General features: G+C 49.8%; 21 protein-coding genes. 11 read left to right on the forward strand and 10 right to left on the reverse strand.

Translation table 11 applies throughout. The features are described 5' to 3' along the window. Nucleotides 1-105 precede the first annotated feature (105 nt). Together parC and UNDYM_RS08895 are read right to left on the reverse strand one after the other, a co-directional pair. A complete protein-coding gene (gene parC / locus UNDYM_RS08890; RefSeq protein WP_162040736.1) occupies nucleotides 106-2,433 on the reverse strand; it encodes a DNA topoisomerase IV subunit A in 2,328 nt (775 codons plus the stop codon). Between the two features lie 51 nt (nucleotides 2,434-2,484). Then, the gene (locus tag UNDYM_RS08895; RefSeq protein ID WP_162040737.1) at nucleotides 2,485-4,476 is read right to left on the reverse strand and encodes a DNA topoisomerase IV subunit B; all 1,992 of its coding nucleotides are present in this window, start codon (nucleotides 4,474-4,476) and stop codon (nucleotides 2,485-2,487) included. Between the two features lie 150 nt (nucleotides 4,477-4,626). On the opposite strand from UNDYM_RS08895, the gene UNDYM_RS08900 reads away from it, so the two are divergent. Continuing rightward, nucleotides 4,627-5,454, forward strand: a complete 828-nt coding sequence (locus UNDYM_RS08900) for a response regulator (protein ID WP_162040738.1) — start codon at nucleotides 4,627-4,629, stop codon at nucleotides 5,452-5,454. Between the two features lie 107 nt (nucleotides 5,455-5,561). Here UNDYM_RS08900 and UNDYM_RS08905 read toward each other — a convergent pair whose 3' ends face one another. Next, nucleotides 5,562-6,731 carry a VWA domain-containing protein gene (locus tag UNDYM_RS08905; protein ID WP_162040739.1) on the reverse strand — a complete coding sequence of 390 codons (1,170 nt, stop codon included), beginning with the start codon at nucleotides 6,729-6,731 and terminating at the stop codon, nucleotides 5,562-5,564. Between the two features lie 19 nt (nucleotides 6,732-6,750). Further along, nucleotides 6,751-7,347: a GNAT family N-acetyltransferase gene (locus UNDYM_RS08910; RefSeq protein ID WP_162040740.1), complete on the reverse strand. Its 597-nt coding sequence runs from the start codon at nucleotides 7,345-7,347 to the stop codon at nucleotides 6,751-6,753. A 301-nt stretch (nucleotides 7,348-7,648) separates the two neighbouring features. Between UNDYM_RS08910 and rpsT the strand changes: the two genes are divergently transcribed. Further along, nucleotides 7,649-7,912, forward strand: coding sequence for a 30S ribosomal protein S20 (gene rpsT / locus UNDYM_RS08915; RefSeq protein WP_162040741.1), 264 nt, complete (start codon nucleotides 7,649-7,651; stop codon nucleotides 7,910-7,912). Between the two features lie 218 nt (nucleotides 7,913-8,130). Further along, nucleotides 8,131-8,385 (forward strand): hypothetical protein, encoded by a 255-nt coding sequence (locus UNDYM_RS31335; protein WP_162040742.1) that lies wholly within the window; start codon nucleotides 8,131-8,133, stop codon nucleotides 8,383-8,385. A gap of 90 nt (nucleotides 8,386-8,475) precedes the next feature. Here UNDYM_RS31335 and UNDYM_RS08925 read toward each other — a convergent pair whose 3' ends face one another. Next, complete coding sequence (locus UNDYM_RS08925; RefSeq protein WP_162040743.1) at nucleotides 8,476-9,021, reverse strand: pseudouridine synthase; 546 nt, start codon at nucleotides 9,019-9,021, stop codon at nucleotides 8,476-8,478. 360 nt (nucleotides 9,022-9,381) lie between these two features. On the opposite strand from UNDYM_RS08925, the gene icd reads away from it, so the two are divergent. The 3 genes from icd (at nucleotide 9,382) to UNDYM_RS08940 (ending at nucleotide 15,096) form a co-directional block, all read left to right on the forward strand. Then, nucleotides 9,382-10,635 (forward strand): NADP-dependent isocitrate dehydrogenase, encoded by a 1,254-nt coding sequence (icd, locus tag UNDYM_RS08930; protein ID WP_162040744.1) that lies wholly within the window; start codon nucleotides 9,382-9,384, stop codon nucleotides 10,633-10,635. A gap of 350 nt (nucleotides 10,636-10,985) precedes the next feature. Beyond that, on the forward strand, nucleotides 10,986-13,844 hold the full coding sequence (locus UNDYM_RS08935; RefSeq protein ID WP_162040745.1) for a DUF3857 domain-containing transglutaminase family protein: 2,859 nt from the start codon (nucleotides 10,986-10,988) through the stop codon (nucleotides 13,842-13,844). A gap of 22 nt (nucleotides 13,845-13,866) precedes the next feature. After that, nucleotides 13,867-15,096 (forward strand): hypothetical protein, encoded by a 1,230-nt coding sequence (locus tag UNDYM_RS08940; protein ID WP_162040746.1) that lies wholly within the window; start codon nucleotides 13,867-13,869, stop codon nucleotides 15,094-15,096. 131 nt (nucleotides 15,097-15,227) lie between these two features. Here the strand turns inward: UNDYM_RS08940 and UNDYM_RS08945 are convergent, their stop codons facing one another. From UNDYM_RS08945 to UNDYM_RS08955, 3 genes are all read right to left on the reverse strand, one after another. After that, entirely contained in the window at nucleotides 15,228-15,869 is a 642-nt protein-coding gene (locus tag UNDYM_RS08945; protein ID WP_162040747.1) for a response regulator transcription factor, read from the reverse strand. Next, on the reverse strand, nucleotides 15,866-17,233 hold the full coding sequence (locus UNDYM_RS08950; protein WP_162040748.1) for a cache domain-containing protein: 1,368 nt from the start codon (nucleotides 17,231-17,233) through the stop codon (nucleotides 15,866-15,868). Before UNDYM_RS08950 ends, UNDYM_RS08945 begins: the two co-directional genes overlap by 4 nt. Nucleotides 17,234-17,411: 178 nt before the next feature. Continuing rightward, on the reverse strand, nucleotides 17,412-17,615 hold the full coding sequence (locus UNDYM_RS08955) for a cold-shock protein (protein WP_162021162.1): 204 nt from the start codon (nucleotides 17,613-17,615) through the stop codon (nucleotides 17,412-17,414). Nucleotides 17,616-18,011: 396 nt separating this feature from the next. Here UNDYM_RS08955 and clpS point away from each other — a divergent pair, with 396 nt between their 5' ends. The 3 genes from clpS to UNDYM_RS08970 all read left to right on the forward strand — a co-directional run bounded on the left by clpS (nucleotide 18,012) and on the right by UNDYM_RS08970 (nucleotide 20,958). Next, entirely contained in the window at nucleotides 18,012-18,320 is a 309-nt protein-coding gene (gene clpS / locus UNDYM_RS08960) for an ATP-dependent Clp protease adapter ClpS (protein ID WP_110257372.1), read from the forward strand. Then, entirely contained in the window at nucleotides 18,317-20,617 is a 2,301-nt protein-coding gene (clpA, locus tag UNDYM_RS08965) for an ATP-dependent Clp protease ATP-binding subunit ClpA (RefSeq protein ID WP_162040749.1), read from the forward strand. Before clpS ends, clpA begins: the two co-directional genes overlap by 4 nt. Nucleotides 20,618-20,691: 74 nt before the next feature. Then, entirely contained in the window at nucleotides 20,692-20,958 is a 267-nt protein-coding gene (locus tag UNDYM_RS08970; RefSeq protein ID WP_162040750.1) for a hypothetical protein, read from the forward strand. Between the two features lie 57 nt (nucleotides 20,959-21,015). On the opposite strand, the gene UNDYM_RS08975 is transcribed toward UNDYM_RS08970, so the two are convergent. Both UNDYM_RS08975 and UNDYM_RS08980 read right to left on the reverse strand, forming a co-directional pair. Continuing rightward, entirely contained in the window at nucleotides 21,016-21,420 is a 405-nt protein-coding gene (locus UNDYM_RS08975; RefSeq protein WP_162040751.1) for an OsmC family protein, read from the reverse strand. A gap of 8 nt (nucleotides 21,421-21,428) precedes the next feature. Beyond that, nucleotides 21,429-22,295 (reverse strand): pirin family protein, encoded by an 867-nt coding sequence (locus tag UNDYM_RS08980; RefSeq protein WP_162040752.1) that lies wholly within the window; start codon nucleotides 22,293-22,295, stop codon nucleotides 21,429-21,431. A 256-nt stretch (nucleotides 22,296-22,551) separates the two neighbouring features. Between UNDYM_RS08980 and UNDYM_RS08985 the strand changes: the two genes are divergently transcribed. Further along, the gene (locus UNDYM_RS08985) at nucleotides 22,552-23,076 is read left to right on the forward strand and encodes an NADPH-dependent FMN reductase (RefSeq protein WP_162040753.1); all 525 of its coding nucleotides are present in this window, start codon (nucleotides 22,552-22,554) and stop codon (nucleotides 23,074-23,076) included. Nucleotides 23,077-23,091: 15 nt separating this feature from the next. Continuing rightward, nucleotides 23,092-23,529, forward strand: coding sequence for a hypothetical protein (locus UNDYM_RS08990; protein WP_162040754.1), 438 nt, complete (start codon nucleotides 23,092-23,094; stop codon nucleotides 23,527-23,529). The last annotated feature ends 39 nt before the right edge of the window (nucleotides 23,530-23,568 follow it).

The following is a 23,568-nucleotide window of genomic DNA, read 5'->3' on the forward strand; positions in this document are numbered from 1 at the left end:
CTTTTATCGACAGCTTTGAAAAAGAAAATCGTCCATGACACTTATTTCATGGACGATTTTTAATGTCACAATCAGCAAACACTACTGATCAAACGCAAACAGCCATTACTCTTTTGCCGTAATTTTCTGCAAGCCACTAGCCTTGATCTTGGCTTCCAGCGCCTTGCCCTTGCGCGCACGTTTACCGATATGGATGCCCAGACCGCTTGCACTGAGATTGACTTCCTGCGGTTTGCCGCCACGACCTATGCCAAGCACGCGTACACCGCGTTGGCTGATGGCCTGAGCTGACACTAGGCTTTCCTTGTCTTCCAGTTCCATCAAGATCACGCCACGGCCACCGCTGGAGAGTTGCTTGATTTCTGCCAGGCCAAAGACCAGCAAACGACCTTTTTCTGACAAACAGGCAATCGCGCTGGCGTCGTCAGCGACTACGGCAGGTGGCAACGGTTGATCTGCTTCTTCCAGTGTCATGAAAGCTTTGCCGGCTTTCATGCGGCCTACCATGTCGCCGACTTTTGCGGTAAAGCCATAACCAGCAGTCGATGACAGTAACAGGCTGATGTCGGCACTGCCAGCAAAGTAATGCAAAATCTTACTGCCAGCGGCCAGGTCTATCAGGGTAGTGATAGGTACGCCATCACCACGGGCACCGGGCAGGGCAGAGACGGCGACGGAATACACGCGGCCATTCGAACCAAATACCAGCAATTGATCTACCGTGCGGCATTCAAAGGTGCCGTACAGGCTGTCGCCCGCCTTGAAGGTGAACTGACCATTGTCATGACCATGGCCGGTACGTGCACGTACCCAACCTTTTTCCGAGATGACCACGGTGACGGGTTCATCGATGACTTTTTGTTCTACTGAAGCCTTGGCAGCTTCTTCGATAACGGTACGACGGGCATCGCCAAACTGTTTGGCATCGGCTTCGATTTCCTTGATGAGCATGCGCTTCATTGAGGAAGGGTTTTCCAGCAAGTCATGCAGGCCCGCTTTTTCTTTGCGCAATTCATCCAGTTGCTGCTGTATCTTGATCGCTTCCAGACGCGCCAACTGACGCAAGCGAATTTCCAGAATATCTTCAGCCTGGATATCTGACAGCTTGAAGGCCGCAATCAGCGCAGGCTTGGGATCATCAGATTCACGGATGATGCGTATGACTTCATCGATATTCAACAGTACCGCTTCACGGCCTTCCAGGATATGGATGCGGTCATCTACCTTTTTCAGGCGGAACTGGGTGCGGCGTGTGACTGTTGTGAAGCGGAAGGCTATCCATTCACTAAGAATGTCGAGCAAACCTTTTTGACGTGGGCGGCCATCGCCGCCTATCATCACCAGGTTGATCGATGCTGAGGTTTCCAGTGAAGTATGGGCGAGCAGCATTTGCATGAACTCGGCCTGGTCCTGGTTTTTGGATTTTGGTTCCAGTACCAGGCGTACCGGCGCATCCTTGCCGGACTCATCGCGTACCGTATCGAGCACTGACAGGATGACTTGTTTCAATGCCACCTGTTCTGGCGACAGCGTCTTTTTACCCAGCTTGATTTTAGGGTTGGTCAGCTCGTCGATTTCTTCCAGCACTTTTTGTGAGGACGTGCCAGGCGGTAATTCTGTGACCACGGCTTGCCACTGGCCGCGTGCCATTTCTTCTATCTTCCAGCGTGCACGCACCTTCATGCTGCCACGGCCAGTCGCATACATATCGGCGATGGTGGATGCCGGCGTAATGATTTGCCCGCCACCCGGGAAGTCAGGACCAGGGATGTATTCCATCAACTCGGCATGCTTCATGGCCGGGTTGCGTATCAGGGCTACTGCGGCTTTGGCGACTTCAGTCAAATTATGCGAAGGGATTTCTGTTGCCAGACCGACGGCAATGCCGGATGCGCCATTCAGCAAGACGAAGGGCAGGCGGCTGGGCAGGAGCCTGGGCTCTTCGGTGGTGCCGTCATAGTTGGGCTGGAAATCAACCGTACCCTGGTCGATTTCATCCATCAGCAATCTTGAGATTGGTGTCAGACGCGCTTCGGTATATCGCATCGCCGCTGCGCCATCACCATCGCGAGAGCCGAAATTACCCTGGCCATCAATCAGCGGGTAGCGCAGGGAGAAGTCCTGCGCCATACGCACCAGCGCGTCATACACGGACTGGTCGCCATGTGGATGCAGCTTACCCAGTACATCACCGACCACTGCGGCAGATTTACGTGGCTTGGCGGCAGAGTTCAGGCCCAGCTCATTCATCGCATACAGGATGCGGCGCTGCACTGGTTTTTGACCGTCGCACACGTCGGGCAGGGCGCGGCCTTTGACGACCGAGATGGCGTAATCGAGGTAGGCGCGCTCAGCAAAGGTCGCCAGGGTCAGGGTTTCACCATCGCCTGGTGGCGGTGGAGTTTGATCAAATAAATTCGCTTGTTCGCTCATGGTTCTATTCGTATTTTTTGTATTCTTTTATGGTTTGCGAGATCAGATATCTTAGATGTCAGCTTCAACGGCGTTGCCGTGTTCTTCTATCCAGGCACGGCGGGCGGCGGCTTCGCCTTTGCCCATCAGCATATTGAAACGGCCTTCAGAAAAGACCTGATCAAACTCACCAAGAGAAACTGGCAGCAGGCGGCGTGTATCCGGGTTCATGGTGGTTTCCCATAATTGGCTGGCATTCATTTCACCCAGGCCCTTGAAGCGGGAAATTGCCCAGGCGCCATCCTTGACACCATCCTTACGCAATTTGTCTTCGATAGCGATAAGTTCGCCTTGATCCAGTGCGTAGATTTTCTGTGCCGGTTTCTTGCCACGTGCAGGTGCATCGACGCGGAACAGCGGTGGACGTGCCACGCAGATATGACCACGCGCAATCAATTGCGGGAAATGGCGGAAGAACAGCGTCAGCAACAAGACCTGGATGTGAGAGCCATCGACGTCCGCATCAGAGAGTATGCAAATTTTGCCGTAGCGCAGATTGCTAAAGTCAACGATCTCATTTATTCCATGCGGATCAACACCTATGGCAACGGCGATGTCATGAATTTCATTGTTGGCAAACAGGCGGTCGCGCTCAGATTCCCATGAGTTCAGCACCTTGCCGCGCAATGGCAAGATCGCCTGGAATTCCTTGTCGCGCCCCATTTTGGCAGAACCACCGGCAGAATCACCCTCGACCAGGAAGATTTCATTGCGGTCGGTGTCGTTGGATTCGCAATCCGTCAGTTTGCCTGGCAAGACAGCCACGCCTGAGGATTTTTTCTTTTCCACTTTCTGTGCCGAGCGCAGGCGCGATTGCGCTTGCTTGATGACCAGCTCAGCCAGTTTCTTGCCATATTCCACATGCGAATTCAACCACAGCTCCAGCGGTGGTTTGGCGAAGGAGGACACCAGGCGCACGGCATCGCGTGAATTCAGTCTTTCCTTGATCTGGCCCTGGAATTGTGGGTCCAGTACCTTAGCAGACAAGACAAAGGAGACTCGGGCGAAAACGTCTTCTGGCAGCAGCTTGACGCCTTTGGGTAGCAGGGAGTGCATCTCGGCGAAGCTCTTCACTGCACCAAACAGGCCTTCGCGCAAGCCGGATTCATGCGTACCACCTGCGGGTGTAGGGATGAGGTTGACATAGGATTCGCGGACGACATTGCCTTCTTCTGTCCATGCTACTACCCAGGATGCACCTTCGCCCTCGGCAAAGCCTTCACTTTCCGAGGTGGCAAACTGCTCACCTTCAAACAGAGGGATCAGTGGTTCACCGTGAGAGGATTGTGCCAGCGCCTCGGTCAGGTAACCACGCAGGCCCTGATCATATTGCCAGGTCTGGCTTTCGCCTGTCTTTGCATGGGTCAGTGTCACCTTGACGCCAGGCAATAACACTGCCTTGGAGCGCAACAGGCGCTGTAATTCACCTTGCGGGATGTTGGCGCTGTCAAAATACTTGGCGTCTGGCCAGATCGTGACACGCGTACCGCTCTTTTTGTCTCCGCGCGCCAGTGGCTGGCTACGCAGTGGTTCTATCACGTCGCCATTGGCAAAAGTCAGGTTGTGCAAACCTGCTTCACGCCAGACCGTGATTTCCAGGCGTTTTGACAGGGCATTGGTGACCGACACGCCGACGCCATGCAAACCGCCGGAGAATGCGTAGGCACCGCCAGAACCTTTGTCGAATTTGCCGCCAGCATGCAGGCGGGTGAATACTATTTCCACGGTAGGCACGCCTTCTTCAGGGTGCAAACCGACTGGAATACCACGGCCATCATCTTCTACACTGATACTGTTATCGGCATTGATGGTGACCAGGATGTTCTTGCAATGTCCGCCCAGGGCTTCATCCGAGGCATTGTCGATGACTTCCTGAATGATATGCAGCGGGTTTTCGGTGCGGGTATACATCCCCGGTCTTTGTTTGACCGGCTCCAGGCCTTTAAGTACTCGGATGGATGATTCGCTATAGTCTGACGGAGAAGTATTTTTTTTAGTGGCCATGCGAATGAAAATCTGTTGTTTTGGTTAATTTTTTGATGATGTTTTGCAATTTTTTTGTGAGGCTGGCAGAATTAAGCTGTATTCTTGCAGCGTTTTTGCAGCTATTGTAGCTGCAATGATCGAAGCTGCAATGTGTAAGATGGAAAAACGATGCCAACAAAAACTCCAACGATCGCGATCCGACTGCTTGGATTTTCTCCAAAAGAGGAAGAAACCTTCTCAACCGTTCTCGCTGTTCTCCGCGAGAAGGGTTATCGCTATCTGGTTTTAAAGACCGGTAGTTTACAAGATCCTGACATTCATATTGTCAACGCAGAAGATTTAAAAGCCCTGGCGACCCTGTCTGACCTTAACCTCGGTGGGGCACAACCAGTATTGCTCATAGGTAAGACAGAAGTCAATTTACATTATCAGTCCATGCCGCGTCCTATACGCTGGCGTAAATTGTTTGACGTCCTCGATGAATTGATAGACCGCCGCCAGCTCCTGCTGACCACGCTGAGCGCCTTTGGTGAAGTGGCCGTGCCTGAGCGCCGTCGCCGCGAACGTCTTGATCTCGACCTGACCGATCCCAGCGAATACCAAAAGATGCGCAGGCCCAGCGTACCCAAGGGTGGCATCATGATCGTCGACAAGGACATGCGCTTTCGCGAGTATGTTGCCATGATCATGGATAAATATGGCATCACCGTGACACTGGCAACAGATGAACGTAGTGCCCTGATGCTGGATAAGAACAATCGTCATGCAATGACGATGATTAATTCTTCTACGCCAGATATTGACCCCTATCGCCTGTGTGCTGAGCTGAAAAAGCAAAATACCGACCGCAGGACGACGGTGATCTTTTTGGTCGATAAGAGTTTTAATTATAAAGTTGCAAATGCGCAACAGGCAGGGTGTGAAGGCTTTTTAACCAAGCCATTGTCGAGAAAGCAGGTTCTGTCGACGATACAAAAGTTTTTGCAGTTGCGCTGAAGGTAGCGCAATACCCGCTCTTGTCCTTGACTTAAACGCATCTCTACCAGCCGATAAAAACAAACTTTGCCAGTGCAGCCTGACAAAGTTTGTTTCTTGATCTACTGTTACTTGCTTAATAACCTCATTCCCCGCTCCAGACCTTCTATCGTCACAGGGAACATCCTGTTACTCATGATCTGCCTGATCACTGATATAGACTGCCGGTATTGCCACAAGCCTTCAGGTTCAGGGTTGAGCCAGATGTATTTGGGGAAGGCAGAGGTAAAGCGCTGCAACCAGGTCGCGCCAGCTTCTTCATTGTTGTATTCGACAGAGCCACCAGCCTGCAGAATTTCGTAGGGGCTCATGGTCGCATCACCGACGAAGATGACCTTGGTGTCAGGCGTGTATTTGCGCAAGACATCCCAGGTCGGGAATTTTTCTGCATGGCGACGGCGGTTGTTTTTCCACAAATAGTCATACACGCAATTGTGGAAATAAAAGAACTCCATATTCTTGAATTCTGTCTTGGCGGCAGAGAATAATTCTTCAGTCTGGGCGATGTGGTCGTCCATGGTGCCGCCCACATCCAGCAACATGAGTACTTTGATATTGTTCTTGCGCTCAGGCTGCATCTTGATGTCGAGGTAACCAGCATTGTTGGCCGTGGCTTTGATCGTCGCATCGAGTGCCAGTTCTTCTTCTGCACCCTGGCGGGCGAATTTGCGCAGGCGGCGCAGGGCGACCTTGATATTGCGGGTGCCGAGTTCGCGTTCAGCGTCATAGTCGCGGAAGGCGCGAGCCTCCCACACCTTGACGGCGCTGCGGCCACCGCCTTTGCCACCTATGCGTATGCCCTCTGGATTAGTGCCACCATTGCCAAAGGGGGAGGTGCCCCCTGTGCCTATCCATTTGCTGCCACCTTCGTGGCGTTCTTTTTGTTCTTTGAGCAATTCCTGCAACCTGTCCATCAGCTTGTCGTAGCCAAATTTCTCGATGGCGGCTTTTTGCTCGTCGGTCAAATCACGCTCCATGCGTTTCATGAGCCAGTCCAGTGGGATGTCGGGGCGCTTTTCAAATATCGTGTCTATGCCCTTGAAGTACAGGCCAAAGGCTTTGTCGAACTTGTCGTAATGCGCTTCATCCTTGACCATGATGGTGCGCGCAAGGAAATAAAAGTCGTCGAGTGACATGCTGATCAAGCCTTTTTCCATGGCCTCCAGCAGCATCAGGAATTCCTTGATGGATACCGGGATCTTGGCGTCTTTCAGGGTAAAGAAAAAATCGATCAGCACTGGTCAGTCTCCCTACTATTTATTCATATTTGGATTGCATATATTGCAAATTCTTTTTCACGCCCGCCCATTCAGAATGCAGGATACTGTATACCACCGTATCACGGATGCGGCCATCAGGCAAAATCATGTGATTGCGCAGGACGGCATCACGCTTCGCACCCAGGCGTTCTATCGCTGCCTGTGAGCGGCGGTTAAACCAGTCAGTACGAAACTCGACAGCTATACAGCCAAACTCTTCAAAGGCATGACCCAGCAACAGCAATTTGCACTCGGTATTTACCGGGCTGCGCTGTACCCGCTGCGCATACCAGGTGTAGCCTATTTCCAGACGTTTGTTATTGATGTCCATATTACAGTATCTGGTGGCACCGACTATCTGGCCAGTCGCATTTTCACGGACGACAAAAGGAACGGCTTTTTGCTGCTGTTGCATGCCCAGGGCGATATTGAGCCAGTTCTGGGTATTATCGGGGGAGGGGACTGAGGTAAAAAACAGCTTCCATAATTCACCATCTGCGGCGGCGGCCTGGATATCAGCCAGATGATGCTGTTCCAGCGGCTCCAGAGTGACGTGTTTCCCCTTTAAAGTAATAGCGTTGCAGTGCATGTTCATCCTTGTGATGGTGGATTGTGATGTGGATAGAGAAATGGCATTGGTAGTAAAATCTGAGCAGTGCCTAGTTTTGCATCCCCACACGCAGGCGCATAGATACAGTCGTGCAGATTTTAAGCATGACAGTTGCGTAAAATCCCCTGAAATAGCGGAAATATGCCTGCCTGTTGCAAGAATCGACAGGAAAGCTTGCTATCAAAAATAAATCCGGTTATACTGCAAAGCTGTATAGAATTTTTGCGGCGTGGCATTTAAATCAAATGTTTTGACCTCGTCGCTTTGACCACGTTTAGGAAATCTCATGGCAAATACCGCACAAGCACGCAAACGTGCTCGTCAAGCAGTTAAACTGAATGCACACAACTCCAGCCAGCGCTCTACGCTGCGCACAGCGATCAAAGCTGTTCGTAAAGCAATTGAAGCTGGTGACAAAGCTGCTGCTGCAACAATTTTCCAAAGCTCCGTATCGGTTATCGACCGTATCGCTGACAAGAAAATCATTCACAAAAACAAGGCAGCTCGCCATAAGAGCCGTCTGGCATCTGCTTTGAAAGCACTGGCTTAATTCAAGCCTGCTTCTAAAGCTGTAAGATCAGCGGTTATGCTGATCGCCTGAAGTGAAAAAAAGCCGCAATTTATTGCGGCTTTTGCTTTTTTTGCTTCCGGCATGCGTTCCCCCTCTCTATTTTCCTGAGTTGTTCTAATTGGCGGGAAAGTTTCAGCCGCAAAAAAAGGCAGGGGTAAGCCTGCCTTGCTTCTGTACTGAAAAACGACAGAAATTACATGGATGCAGAAGCGGATGCAGATGCTGCTTTAGCTTTTTTAGCTTTCTTCGCTTTTTTAGCTGGCTTGGAAGCATCTGTAGATGCAGCTGCAGCAGCCGAAGCGGCTGGAGCTGATGCTTTTGCTGAAGGAGCAGATGCTTGGGCGAAAGCAGTAGAAGCAAACAGACCTACGACCAGAGCGGCGATCAATTTTTTCATTTTGGTGTCCTTCATAAAGTATTGGTTAAGAGTGATTCAATTGAATCAAGGTTAATAACGTTACCGATGAATCGGGCGTTGACAGGAATTCTAATTAATTTATAACGTTTATGGATTTTTTTCTGAATTTCTGTGCAAACATTATTTAAATTTTAACTTCTTGCCATTCGCCGGGCATTAATGGGTGGGTTTCCAGTGAAAAACCGCCTATGCTGATACGCACCAGGCGCAAGGTTGGCAAACCAACCGCTGCCGTCATGCGCCTGACCTGACGATTTTTTCCTTCCGATAAAGTCAGGCTTAACCAGCTGGTAGGTATATTCGCCCTTTCACGTACAGGCGGATTACGTGGCCATAGCCATTCCGGTTGATATATATGTTTGACGACGCAAGGCTGGGTCACAAAATCGCCAAGGTCCAGAGGCTGGCGCAGTTTTTCCAGTGCTTCGCGCGTGGGCGTGCCCTCGACTTGTACCAGATAGGTTTTTGGCTGTTTGTGATCGGGATGGCTGATGCGGTTTTGTAGCTGGCCGTCATCAGTCAGTAATATCAGTCCCTCACTATCTGCATCTAGCCGGCCAGCTGGGTATATATGCGGGATGTTGACATAGTCAGCCAGGGTAGGGCGGCTGGGGTGCGCCGAGAACTGGCACATCACATTAAATGGTTTGTTGAGTAAAATCAGTTTCATGGCAATATGGTAACCGTAAAATGTACTTGCATGATTGCGCACTGCTGCATAGGCTGCTCATTCGGGCATGGGTAGATGTGAAAATTATTTCTTCTACACCAACGGCTTTGCATCTGGCTCAATGAGATGGCTACTGAGCTTGTCATTTTGTATTTTCAAACAGGGCAGTACGTGAAAACCGAAGTCGCCGTGACGCCAGCAAAGCTGACAAACTGATGGCATACGGTAAAATAGTAGTGCATAATACGAAAAGATGGTCTTGTGTCTTATAGAAGAGTGATTGCTCTATAAAATATATGCTCACAAGGCAAATGATGAGAAAAGCGTGACCCGCTTGATCGCCCAACTACGGAGAAAACGATGTATCAACATATTCAAGTACCTGCTGAAGGTAAACAAATTACCGTCAATGCTGATTTTTCGCTGAATGTTCCTGACAATCCTATCATCCCATTCATCGAAGGCGATGGTACTGGCGTTGATATCAGCCCGGTCATGATCAAGGTCGTTGATGCGGCCGTAGCGAAAGCCTATGCAGGCAAACGCAAAATCAGCTGGATGGAAATCTATGCTGGTGAAAAATCCACTAAAGTATATGGCCCTGATGTATGGCTGCCAGAAGAAACACTGAAAGTCTTGAAAGACTACGTAGTTTCCATCAAAGGCCCATTGACGACACCAGTTGGCGGCGGCATCCGTTCCCTGAACGTGGCCCTGCGTCAAGAGCTCGACCTGTATGTCTGCCTGCGTCCAGTGCGTTATTTCAAAGGCGTGCCATCCCCAGTGCGTGAGCCAGAAAAAACAGACATGGTCATCTTCCGTGAAAACTCTGAAGATATCTATGCTGGTATCGAATTCGCTGAAGGCTCTGATCAAGTTAAAAAACTGATCAAGTTCCTGACAGAAGAAATGGGCGTTAAGAAAATCCGTTTCCCAGAAACTTCCGGTATCGGCGTCAAGCCAGTATCCCGTGAAGGTACAGAGCGTCTGGTACGCAAAGCGATCCAGTACGCTATCGATAATGACAAGCCATCTGTGACTATCGTTCACAAAGGCAACATCATGAAGTACACCGAAGGTGGCTTCCGTGATTGGGCATATGCTCTGGCGCAAAAAGAATTCGGTGCTGAGCTGATCGACGGCGGCCCATGGTGCAAATTCAAGAATCCAAAAACAGGTAAAGAAATCACTGTTAAAGATTCCATCGCTGATGCGTTCCTGCAGCAAATCCTGTTGCGTCCAGCAGAATACAGTGTTATCGCTACACTGAACCTGAACGGCGACTATATCTCTGACGCTCTGGCTGCTCAGGTTGGTGGTATCGGTATTGCTCCAGGTGCAAACTTGTCTGACTCTATCGCGATGTTTGAAGCAACTCACGGTACAGCACCTAAGTATGCCGGTAAAGATTATGTGAACCCAGGTTCCCTGATCTTGTCTGCAGAAATGATGTTGCGTCACATGGGCTGGGTAGAAGCAGCTGACCTGTTGATCAGCTCTACAGAAAAAGCCATCACTGCCAAGAAAGTGACTTATGATTTCGCCCGTTTGATGGAAGGCGCGACACAAGTGTCTTGCTCCGGCTTCGGCGATGTCATGATAGAAAACATGTAAATCTGAGCATTGCTTTTTGGTTGGAGAGATCCGGCCAGACATGCAAGGCGCAGTCAGAGCCCCCTGTTTTGCGACAGGGGGCTTTTTTGTCGTTATCTGTACCCAGAGCGCGAGACTTAATGAAGATTTCTTCTAGCGGTTTTTAGCCAAAAAGACATGCCATTCTGATAGAATTAAGTTGAAAAACAAATCTCGAAGTTGATTTTCAAGGCAGGTACAGTTTGTTGGATCAAAGCTTCGGGATCCGTGTGAGACCACTCCGGTCTGTATTCCCATGGCTTGTGACGGCAGAATGTTACTCACTTTTCTTGATCATGAATTTCAAGTGAGTGACCATTCCTTGCATACTTATGACGCCATTCATGACACCCGCCCTGCTCAAACTGACCGGGCTGAATAAAAAATCTTCTCTATCCTTCAAGAGTACAGCTTCTGTACTGTGCCTCTGTTTGCTGGCCCTGTGCAGTCATGCTTCTACGGTGCAAACCGAAGCGCAGACTGGTGGCAGGCCGCAGGAGTCCCAGCGCTTTGAAAAAAATCTGACGCGCGGTGAACCAGTGCCCTCATGGGTAGAGTTGGATAATGGAAGCCAGGTGGCAAATACCAGTAATGCCGCGCCACTGGTGGTTCGCCTGTCCGATGTCCAGACCTATGTAGACAAGCAGGCAAGCACTTATGTGCATCGCATGATGCAGGCAAATGAAGCCTCCATGCTGACGCAGGTGGGCCGGATTGAGATTCCATTTCATCCCGAATATCAAAGAGTGGGTTTGCACAGCATCCGGGTCATACGGGGTAGTCAGGTATTTGACAAAACCACTACCGCTGATATCCGTTATTTGCAGATGGAAAGTGAACTTGATTCCGGCATTTTCACAGGTTCAGTTACCGCGTCGATTGTGATTGATGACATCCGCATAGGCGATATTGTCGATATAGCGTATTCAACGACAGGGCAGAATCCGGTTTTTGATGGTCATTTCTTCTCGACCCTGGTGTGGGATAACAGTTACCCGATTTTGCGCAAGCGCATACGCCTGAACACACCAGCCAGCAGGCCGGTCAAATACCGCATTCTTGGCCAGGGCAGTGGCAATATCCAAACCAGGGAAGAGCAACTGGCGGGCCGCAAGATCATTACATTTACTGCGGATCAGATCAAGGCAATAGAGTTTGAGCCCTATGTGCCGCACGACATATTCCAGTTCAGGGTCATACAGTTTTCAGAGTTTTCACAATGGCAGCAAGTCAATCAATGGGCGCAAAACCTGTTTGACGTCAGCACCAATAGTGCCGAACTCGATAAAGTCGTGGCGGGCCTGCGTGGGGCGGGTAACTCAGACCAGACTGTGCAGCAAGCGTTGGCTTATGTACAGAATGAGATACGCTATCTGTCGATTTCCATAGGCGAGAATTCTCACAAGCCTTTCCCGCCAGACGTGGTGCTGGCCCGCCGTTACGGCGATTGCAAGGACAAGTCTTTGCTGTTATCAACGATTTTGCGCAAGTTGGGGATAGAGGCAGCTCCGGTTCTGATTTCTGCATCCAATCCAGCAATGCCAGGAAAAATGCTGCCTTCTCCTTTGGCATTTGATCATGCGATCGTCAGGGTCAGGGTCAATGGCAAAGTCTATTACCTTGACCCGACCAGGGCCGCCCAGTACGGACCGCTTGCCAATATGGGACAGGTACATGCCGGTGCTGAAGTACTGGTGATTAACAAGGATAGTTTTGAACTTGCCACGGTCCCCAAAAATGAAGAGGGCACGGCGACCGTCAATGGGCGTCTGGAAAAAATACGCCTGGATAAAATGGATGGCGTGGCCGAGTTTCAGGTTACGCATCAGTATTCAGGCATAGAAGCTGAGCAGGTGCGTTCTTACCTGGCACGGCAAACCAGGGAGCAATTGAAAAATGCCTACGTCGCCTCAGTGTTGAGACGCTATCCTGATGCCGAGCTCAAGTCAGGCCCAACTGTTGCTGACAACCGCCAGGCCAATACTGTCAATATTGAATTGAAATTCCAGATACCTGGCTTGCTGGTCAAGAATGCTTCTGGATGGCAGCTGCGCTATCAGGCATCAAATATGCGTGAGCGTTTTTATATTCCTGAAAATCCCAAACGCAAGCAAGCCCTGATCGTGCCGACACATCCGCCGCTGATACGCTATGAACTGGAAGCCAGATTGCCAGAAGAGGTCAATGCGAACTACACGCCTTCGATTACAAATATTGATGACCCGGCATTCAAGGCAAGTGAAACTTTGACTTTCAAACAGAATGTATTCAAGGCCAGCGTCGAGTTGCACAGCCTGAAAGACAGGATAGCGCCGCAGGACGTGGTTGATTTCATGGCGAATACCCGCAAAGTCGGTGTCATGCTGGAAGGTAGCATACAGATACGCAAGACAGACTTGCGTGAAGCTGCTGCCCGTGACTTGCCTGACGTGCCAATCAAGCAGAAGGTCAGGGAGCAACTGGAAGAGGAAATACGCAACAAATCCAGCCTGATCAATGAAGCGCGTGCCAGCGGCAGTATTCCTGCGCTTGCACTCTGTGAACGCAGCCTGGCCTATGCGCGTATGGGGCGCAAGTCCGATGCCCTGGCAGATCTGCAGGTAGCCAGAAAGGATGCCCCGGATAGCCAGGAATATATACGCTGCCGTTCAAATGCTTATTATGCGATAGGAGACTTTAAAAACAGTGAAGCAGACAGCGCGCGCCTGTTGTCTCTTGGGGCTGCTGATAGCAGGCTTTACATGTCACGCGGCATGTCCTTGTTTGCCCTGGGTAAATGGCGGGAGGCTGCAGATAGTTTTGCTTTGGCGATAGAGCAAGGCAGTGGCAGCCAGGCCAAATTGCGCGCCAGCATCATGCGCCAACTGGCACTCAGGCGGCAAAATCTGTCATCCAATGTCAATAACACCTTGGATGGCAGTGATGACTGGCTCAGTGACATGTTGTCAGCCACTTATGCAGGCGGGAAGTCGGAAGACCAGGTATTGCATCAGGTGCATAAGCGCACAGGAGATGAGCTTGATGTGGCATTGGCCGAAGCCTATTTCTACATCGCTCAATTGAATATGATTAACGGTAACAAGATCAAGGCCTCGGTTTACATGCAGAGATCTGTTGAAAAAAGTCCGCTCAACGCAGATTACCGGCCATTGGCTGAGTTTGAAGCAGAGCGATTAAAGAAAAATAAATAAAACTATTGATGAGGGAGTAGTGATGTTGGTGTGTAGATTATTGTTAGTGCTGTTTTTGTCGTCTCTGGCATCGTTTTCTGGTGCCGCCGGAATACCGATCAAGAATCCGGCAGCGCTTGAGGATGTGCAGCAGATTGTCAGTACCTTTGGTATAGACCAGGGAGTACAGAATGCTATTCGCCGTGACCTGGAAAATAACAACAGGACGAAGCCTGAATTGTATTTTGATCCGGTAATTTACATGCAGCCGTTTACAGTCGAGGCGATTAATCAGCATATTTCTGTCGTGCTGGCAAAATACATTTCATCGGATTATGCACAAAAGCTGTTGAAGGAATTACCCAAGCCTGCTGGCAAAATTTCTACCCGTCTCTGGCGGACTGAAATGAACCAGAGCCTTGATGCGGCACGCGGCGAATTCAATAAACTGTCACCAGCTGATCGCAAGGCAGTTAATGACTTTCGCTCTTCGCCTACCTTCCTGAGCATGCTCAATGCACTCAATAACAGCCGGGAGGAGCGTCAGGAAGAGTTGGGGAACTGGTCAGGCAATGAAATGCGTGCGAGGGTACAGCAATCGCGCAAGGCAATTGCAGAATTGATGGAAATCAGTATTAAGCTTGAAAAAGAAGAAATTGACGAAAACGTCAAATTGTCCGAACGTATTCCTCTTACTGGCCAGCGCTCTTTTGATCAGGAAGCTCGTCTGACTTTCGAATACCTGCGTGCCAATATCAAACAGAATTTGCGTTTCTCGGAAGAGCTCAAGGCATTGGACCTGGCGAATGCATTAAAACCTGCCACCCTGACTTCCCGCCAGGGCATAGAAAACAGCAACCTGGCCATTCTTGCAGCAGAGGCCATGTTTGACAATAACTCCAAGCGCTACGATAGCCTGCGCGCAAGCTATACCGACGCCATTGAAAAAATCGTCATGTCGCCGCAACAGAGGCAGGATGTTATCGCCAACAATAAAAAGAATATGGAAGATATCCTCGAACTGAGGATAAGGCGCAACGAACATTTGCGGGCTTTTCTTGAATTGAAAAAGCAGGTGCTGGCGCTGTGTGAGAGCAGATTCGGAAAAATAAAAGTGGAAAGTGATACCCTGGTTTTCGACAACGAACAGGATGTCAATCAATATAACAGTCTCGTCAGGCAGATCAATGCAGAAAGACAGGCCCTGCTGGACATGGAAAAGCAAGACCTGGATGAACGCAGCCGTTCATTGGCAACGTTCAGAAAGAAATAGAAGGCCATAAAAATTAGCCAGCCCGGCGTGGGTGATTGTCTGGTCTGGCTGTTTTTTTAAAGCATGTTCTAAGGCATGTTCCGAAACATATATTAATTGATTTCAGGGTTGAAGTTGACTGCCTTGAATTTTTAAACAATCACATTGCTCAGGGCGTAGCGTATCAGGTCGGCCTGGCCTTCGATGTTAAGTTTGCGTTTGATATTGAGCCTGTGGGTTTCCACCGTCCTGACGCTGAGCCCCAGTTCCTTGGCAATATGTTTATTCGATTTGCCAGTTGCTATGCATGTCAGGATGGATTTTTCTCTCTGCGTCAAAATCTGGCTGGCGTCACTGCTGGCAGTTTGCCGGTTCAGGCCCGAACTGAAATACGTGCCTCCGGCAATGACGGTATCAATTGCCTCTATGATTTCTACAGCTGGCGCATCCTTGAGTACGTAAGCGCGGGCGCCGGCCTGCATGGACTGATTCACGTATTCAGTTTTTTCATGCATAGACAACATGATGACTGCGATGTGCGGGTACTCAGTCTTGAAACGGGCAGTCAGGCTGATACCATTGCCTGTGCCAAGATTAATATCCATCAGTATCAGGTCTATGGGTTTGCTGGCAGCGATGGCCAGTGCTTCTTCTGCCGTACCTGCTTCACCGGCTATTCTGATGCTGGCGATGGTCTCCAGCCTTGCCCTGAGTCCGTCCCTGACCAGGGGGTGATCATCGACGAGTAACAAATGCACTTGTCGTACAGCTTGGACCGGTATCTGCTCGGTCATTGGTTATCTCCATTTGGTATGCTGGCGGTGACAGTCGTGCCGCTGGTATCGGATTGTAATTGCAAACTACCATTAATCGCAGCCAGACGTTCACGCATATTGCTCAGGCCTATGCCACGATGTGGGTGGTTCGCCACACCCTTGATATCAAACCCGCGTCCGTCATCGCTGATGATGAGATTGATGTTTTCAGCGTCGCTGAGCAGGTGCACATTGACCTGGCTGACTTGCTGCGCATGTTTATGTATATTCGTCAGGGCTTCCTGTGCCACCCTGAACAGGACGGTGTTGCCGATTTCATCGAGCGCATGGAAGTCGCCAGAAGCATGAAAACTGACCGGCAAGCCACTGGCATGTTCAAACTCATCGCACAGATGTTCAAAGGCGGCCACCAGGCCCAGATCATCGAGCAGGGCAGGGCGCAGGTTGTGGGAGATGCGCCTGACTTCGCTGAGTGCTTCATTGAGCTGGTCTGTGGCACGGGCAAATGACAGTTTTGCCGCTTCCGGGCCTGCGCCTGCCTGATGCAGTTTGACCTGACCTGATTCGATCTGCAGCTTGACGGAAACCAGTAGCTGACTCAGGCCATCATGCAGGTCACGGGACAGACGGGCACGCTCATCTTCCTGCGAGCTGACCACGCTTTGTGCGAGTACCTTGAGCTTGGCTTCGGCAAGCCGCGATTCAGTGATATTCAGGGCCAGGCCGGACAGGGCAATCAGCAAGGCGCTGATAATGGCGATGCCAGCGATCCATGACATGGTGCTTTGTATGTTTTTTGCCACTTGCACATCAATTTTATTGAGGGCGGTATCAACGTCGTCGAGATAGATCCCCGTACCCATCATCCAGCCCCATTTTTCCAGGTGCACCACATAGCCGAGTTTGGGCATGACCTTGTGCATCGAAGGTTTTTCCCACATATAACGGATAGCCCCGCCTCCTGCCCTGGCTTTATTGAGCAGGTTTTGTATGGTCAGGCTGCCCTGGGGATCGGTCATATTCCACAAGTCCTGGCCTACCAGGTCAGGCCGGCGGGGATGCATAAGATTTTTACCATCCATGTCGTAGATGTAAAAATACCCATCATCCCCAAAATCCAGGGCCGCGAGTATTTTCTTGGCTTCTTCCTGCGTGGCAGGGCCTTGCTGCTTGCCATTGTAAAGGTGGGCAATGGCTGCAGTGCCGAGGGTGACATAATGCTTGAGTTCAGCTTCTTTGCTGGACAGGTAGGCTTGCTCTATCGTGCTTCTTTGCTGTTTTGCCAAAAAAGTCGCCTGATAAAATACCGCCATGGCAATACCGGCAAAAGCCAGCAGCAGCGGGACAACAGCCAGCAATATGATTTTATGCCTGAGCTTCATGGGAGAAATCTGAGCCTGCGTTTAATAAAAGCATTTGAAAAAGGTATCTACTCTAGCCTTGAACTCAATTAAAGCAAAATTTAATCGGACTGGGGGAGGGGGAGTTTGCCGGGGAATAAAAAAAAGCCCCGCAGTGCGGGGCTTTTTAAAAAACCAGAATCTGAGAAAAAATCAGAGATTAAGGGTTTTGGATGTTGGAAGCTTGCTTGCCTTTAGGGCCTTGCGTGACTTCGAACGTTACTTTTTGACCTTCTTTCAGGGTCTTGAAGCCGTTCATCTGGATTGCGGAAAAGTGGGCGAACAAATCCTCACCACCGTCATCCGGAGTGATAAAGCCGAAACCTTTGGAATCATTGAACCACTTGACGGTACCTGTTGCCATAATGCATCTTTCAAATAGAAACTAATCACACGAGCCGTAAAAGCAAGAAACCTAGCACTACGCTACCTCCCCCTTGACCTGCTCACTTCATATTGACGATTTACTACTTTATTTGTCAATAAATATCATTCTTGGCGGAAAAAAAGCTAAAGTCAAGAAACTTCTGGTTACATATCAAGTAGTTTTGCAGTACTGTTGTATTTTTACTTAATGACAAGAAAATACCCTGATATTTGATGTGAAGAAATAGTTTTACCATTGAAACTTGATCTAAAGGAATTGATCACCATCTGCGAGGAAAGCAGAAAGCGCGTAACATTGACCAAGGAGAAAATTAAGCCGTTTTATTCGCTTATTATTTGTCTCTGAAATGAATCAACGTACTAGAATATACGTATGGGAAACAAGCAAGAAAACGGTACGATACTGGAACGTCAGGCGCAGAAGTTAAAACCGCCTTCCATGTATCAGGTAATTTTACTCAACGACGACTACACTCCTATGGAGTTTGTGGTGGCGATCGTTCAGGAATATTTTAATAAGGATCGTGAGACTGCCATGCAGATCATGCTCAAGGTGCACAGGGATGGCAAAGGGATATGTGGTGTCTATTCCAAGGATATTGCGCTGACCAAAGTGGAACTCGTTTTAACGCACGCCCGTAAGGCAGGACACCCCCTGCAATGTGTGATGGAGGAAGTATGATTGCGCAAGAACTGGAAGTTAGTTTGCACATGGCTTTTGTCGAGGCCAGGCAGGCTCGTTATGAATTCATCACGGTAGAGCACCTGCTGCTCGCCTTGCTGGATAACCCTTCTGCTGCGGAGGTGTTAAGAGCCTGCGCAGTGAATATCGAGGATTTGCGCAAAACCCTGGGTAATTTTATTACTGATAATACCCCTACAGTTCCTGGCACCAATGAGGTGGATACCCAGCCTACGCTTGGTTTCCAGCGCGTGATACAGCGCGCCATCATGCACGTGCAGTCTGCCTCAAATGGCAAGAAAGAGGTGACTGGTGCGAATGTGCTGGTCGCCATCTTCGGTGAAAAGGATTCGCATGCTGTGTATTATTTACATCAGCAGGGCGTGACACGTCTGGATGTGGTCAACTTCATTTCGCATGGCGTACGTAAAGATAGCCATAACGAAGTACCAAAATCACCTGAAGGCGGTGAAGAAAACCAGGCCGAAGCACAAGCCAAGGAAAATCCGCTGGATCAGTTCACCCAGAACCTGAACAAGGCCGCTGCTGAAGGCAAGATAGACCCGCTGATAGGCCGCGACAACGAAGTAGAGCGCGTGATCCAGATCCTTTGCCGTCGCCGCAAAAACAATCCTTTGCTGGTGGGTGAAGCCGGTGTTGGTAAAACAGCTATTGCCGAGGGCCTGGCATGGCGCATCACGCAAAGTGATGTACCTGATATTTTGCAAAACGCTGTTGTCTATTCTCTGGATATGGGGGCTTTGCTCGCAGGTACCAAATACCGTGGCGACTTTGAGTTGCGCCTCAAGGGTGTGCTTAAACAGCTCAAAGACACGCCTAACGGCATTTTGTTCATTGATGAAATCCATACCATCATTGGTGCGGGTTCTGCATCCGGTGGTACGCTGGATGCGTCCAATCTCTTGAAACCAGCCTTGTCCAGTGGACAACTGAAGTGCATAGGTGCGACCACTTATACAGAATACCGTGGTGTTTTTGAAAAAGACCATGCACTGGCACGTCGTTTCCAGAAAATCGATGTCAACGAACCAACGGTAGAACAAACCGTACAAATCTTGCGTGGCTTGAAAGCCAAGTTCGAAGAGCATCACAACGTCAAGTATTCAGCGTCTGCGCTGACGACTGCGGCAGAGCTGTCTGCACGATTCATCAATGACCGTCATTTGCCTGACAAGGCGATTGATGTCATCGACGAGGCTGGTGCTGCGCAGCGTATTTTGCCCAAGTCCAAGCAAAAGAAAACCATAGGCAAGGCCGATATCGAAGACATCATTTCGAAAATCGCCCGTATTCCGCCACAGACTGTTAACCAGGATGACCGCAGCAAACTGCAAACCATAGAACGCGACCTGAAAAATGTCGTGTTTGGCCAGGAGCCTGCGATTGAAGCCTTGGCTTCCTCGATCAAGATGGCGCGTGCTGGCCTCGGCAAGACAGACAAGCCTATTGGTTCCTTCCTGTTCTCAGGTCCCACCGGTGTGGGCAAAACCGAGGTTGCCAAGCAACTGGCATTCACCCTTGGTATAGAATTGATACGCTTTGACATGTCTGAATACATGGAGCGCCATGCCGTCAGCCGTCTGATTGGTGCGCCTCCGGGTTATGTCGGCTTTGATCAGGGTGGTTTGATGACTGAGGCCATCACCAAAAAACCACATGCCGTGTTGTTGCTGGATGAAATTGAAAAAGCGCATCCTGATGTTTTCAACATCTTGTTGCAGGTGATGGACCATGGCACGTTAACAGATAACAACGGTCGCAAGGCAGATTTCCGCAATGTGATCATTATCATGACGACCAATGCCGGTGCTGAAAGTTTGCAAAAACGTTCTATCGGTTTCAACGACAGCAAAGAAGCTGGCGATGAAATGGCGGATATCAAACGCATGTTTACGCCAGAGTTCCGTAACCGTCTGGATGCCATTATCAGCTTCCGCGCACTCGACGAAGAGATCATCTTGCGTGTGGTCGACAAATTCCTCATGCAGCTCGAAGAGCAATTGCATGAGAAAAAAGTTGAAGCTACCTTTAGTGATAATTTGCGCAAGTTCCTCGGTAAAAAAGGCTTTGATCCTTTGATGGGCGCAAGACCTATGGCGCGCTTGATACAGGATATGATACGCAAAGCCTTGGCGGATGAGCTCTTATTCGGTAAGCTGGTGACAGGCGGACGTGTGATTGTTGATCTTGACGATAAAGACCAGATAAAACTGGAATTTTCTGAAGGCGATGCCACCCCACCAGAGGCATCACAAGAGGTGGTGGAAGTAGAATAATCCTGCCCTTGTCTGCCCCGGCCCTGGCCGGGGTTTTTTATTAATTTGTATATTTTTGCGTGATGGAGACAAGTATGGCTGGCCTGACACTTCCCACATATGTCCTTGAATATACAACTAAAACCATAGACGCAGTTCTGTCCCAGGCCGCCCTGGAAGGAAATGAGGTTGAAGTTGATGTCTATGAGCGTAGCGATGTCAGCAAGAAGCATGTTGCACTGGGCAAGCGCCTGAAAAGCGATAGTGACATGTTCCGCGTCTCAGTAGGTTCTCATGATGATGACTGGAATTACACCATTCTGCGTGAATCGGCGGGGCGCAGCCGAAAAATGAAAAAGTAGTAGCAAAACAAAAGCCCGGCGCAGATTGAACTGAGCCGGGCTTTTGTTTTGAGCTTATCAGCCTGCAGTGGTTTCTATGATGGGCGAACTGGTGATGGTCTTATGCACTGGGCACTTTGCCGCGATGGCGACCAGTCTGGTTCTTTGCTCATCAGTTAAATCTGCACCATGCAGGATGACTTCTTTCTTGAATATGTCTTGCGCGCCTTCTTTGTGATGTGTCAATTTGACTTCAACCTTGTCCAAAGGCCATTGATGCTGGCTCGCATACCAGCGCACTGTCATTGCCGTGCACTCCCCCAGCGCTGCAGTCAATAAGTCGAATGGGGCGGGGCCCAGGTTACCGCCACCGGCATCCAATGGTTCGTCACCTTTGATCAGGTGGCCAGAGACATTGATATCTACGGCAAAAGCGTTTTCGTCTGTTTCAATGATATGGGCAAAGATAGTTTGATCTGACATGCTGCTTCCTATTCAGGTAATGGGATGAATTCATTGTCGCCCGGGACTTTGGCAAAGCGCCCAGCCTTCCAGTCGGCTTTTGCCTGTTCTATGCGCGCTTCTGAAGTGGATACAAAATTCCAGAAAATATAGCGCTGTTCAGGCAGGTTCGCGCCGCCCAGCAATACCAGATGAGCGTCGCTGGTAGCTGTAATGATCACGTTGGCACCTTCTTCGAAGACTGGCATGGTGCGTTCTTCAACGGCTTCATCATTGATGCTGATCTGGCCTGAGATCAGATACAAAGCACGTTCAGCATATTCTGCCGGTACTTGCAACTGTGTACCCGCAGGCATTTTTGCCTCTACATAAAACAACGGGCTGAAAATTTTAACGGGAGCCGTGTGCCCATAGGCAGAACCGGCAATCAGTTTTAGTGTCACCTGGCCAATATCAAACACCGGCAAACTCTCTGACGCATGATGATGAAACGAGGGCTCGACTTCTTCAAATTCCTTCGGCAAGGCCACCCAGCTTTGCAGGCCATGTACTGTGCGCGTCTGCGCACGTTGGGCATCGCTATTGCGTTCTGAATGGGTAATGCCGCGTCCTGCAGTCATCCAGTTGACTGCGCCAGCCAGTATCTCTTGTTCTGAGCCCAGGCTGTCGCGATGGAACATGCTGCCTTCAAACAGATAAGTGACTGTTGCCAGGCCTATGTGAGGATGGGGACGCACATCCATGCCTTGTCCGGCCTCGAATTGGGCTGGGCCCATGTGGTCCAGGAAGATGAATGGGCCAACCAGGTGCCGTTTGGCGAAGGGTAAAATGCGCCCGACAGTAAAACCCCCAAGGTCTTTGCTGCGTGCAGGTATGGTCAGACTGATGACGCTCATGATAGATTTCCAATAAAGATTTGTAAGGATACTCAAGTCGCTCAGAGTTCAGGCTTCAGTTATTCAGTTTGAATAAGCATCGCGTGACAGTGATGTCGCTTAATATCATTTAATCAGCATTTTAATCCAGATTGATCATTGCAGCCTTGCCCAGGTACGCCAGGTTTTATCGCATCGGCACTTGATCATCTTGCTTTACAATGTGGCAAGCCAATTTGCACTTAATTTGATTCTTAATTTCAACAAGGACATCATCATGAAATTACTCGCCTTCGCCGCCAGCAGCAGCAAAAAATCCATCAACAAACAATTGGTCACTTATGCTGCCAGGCAGGTCGCAGGTGCTGAAGTTGAATTGCTGGATTTGAATGACTATGAACTGCCTTTGTTCAGCGTAGATAAAGAAGCAGACCTGGGCAAGCCGGCACTGGCGCAGGCATTCCTGGACAGGATCGCTGCCAGCGACGCCATCCTGATTTCTTTTGCTGAGCATAATGGCTCATACAGCGCTGCCTATAAAAACCTGTTTGACTGGTGCTCACGTGCCAATGCCAAGGTGTTCCAGGGCAAGCCCATGGTCATGCTTTCGACCTCTCCTGGTGCACGTGGTGGTGCCAGTGTACTGGCTGCAGCCACAGGATCTGCTCCATTCTTTGGCGGGCAACTGAAGGCAAGTTTGTCTGTGCCTGCGTTCCATGAAAATTTTGATGTGGAGAAGCAGGAATTGAAGAATGAGGAGTTGAAAGCTAAATTGGTTGCGGTGCTGGCCAGCCTCGCTTGAAAACCTGCGATAAAAATGAGCTTGTTTAAACTGCCTTTGCATTTGCCAGGCTATAAGTTCATGGCCATGGCTTATTTGGTAGTGGCAGTCATATTGATCTGGGCTGGAACTTTCCCAAATGAATATCTATTATCTTTGGGAAAGGTAGCGGACGCCCATGCTTTTCCATTTGTTCCCCTGGCTCTTGAGTTGTCGCTTTTATTGCTAGTTTGCTGGCTTCAAATATGGGCGCTCTCGGTATATGCGTGGCGAAGAGTGGGAAGACTGCTTGTTTGCCTTGTTTTGACTGGTGGTTTAGCTATGCTTTCCGCTTTGGGTGTCGTGCATTCATCACGGCAATATATTTATTTTGTTCTTGCAGTGATTGCTCTCGCACTGGCAGATGCAATACTGATAATCAGTTTCAGTGTTATCGCTCTGGTGTCACAATTAAAATTGCCAGTAACTCGCTGAAGGAGCAGTTCCTGTTCAGGCACGCAGGAACTGCTTCAT

Origin of the sequence: Undibacterium sp. YM2 (assembly GCF_009937975.1) — a bacterium.
In the GTDB taxonomy this organism is placed as follows: Bacteria; Pseudomonadota; Gammaproteobacteria; order Burkholderiales; family Burkholderiaceae_D; genus Undibacterium.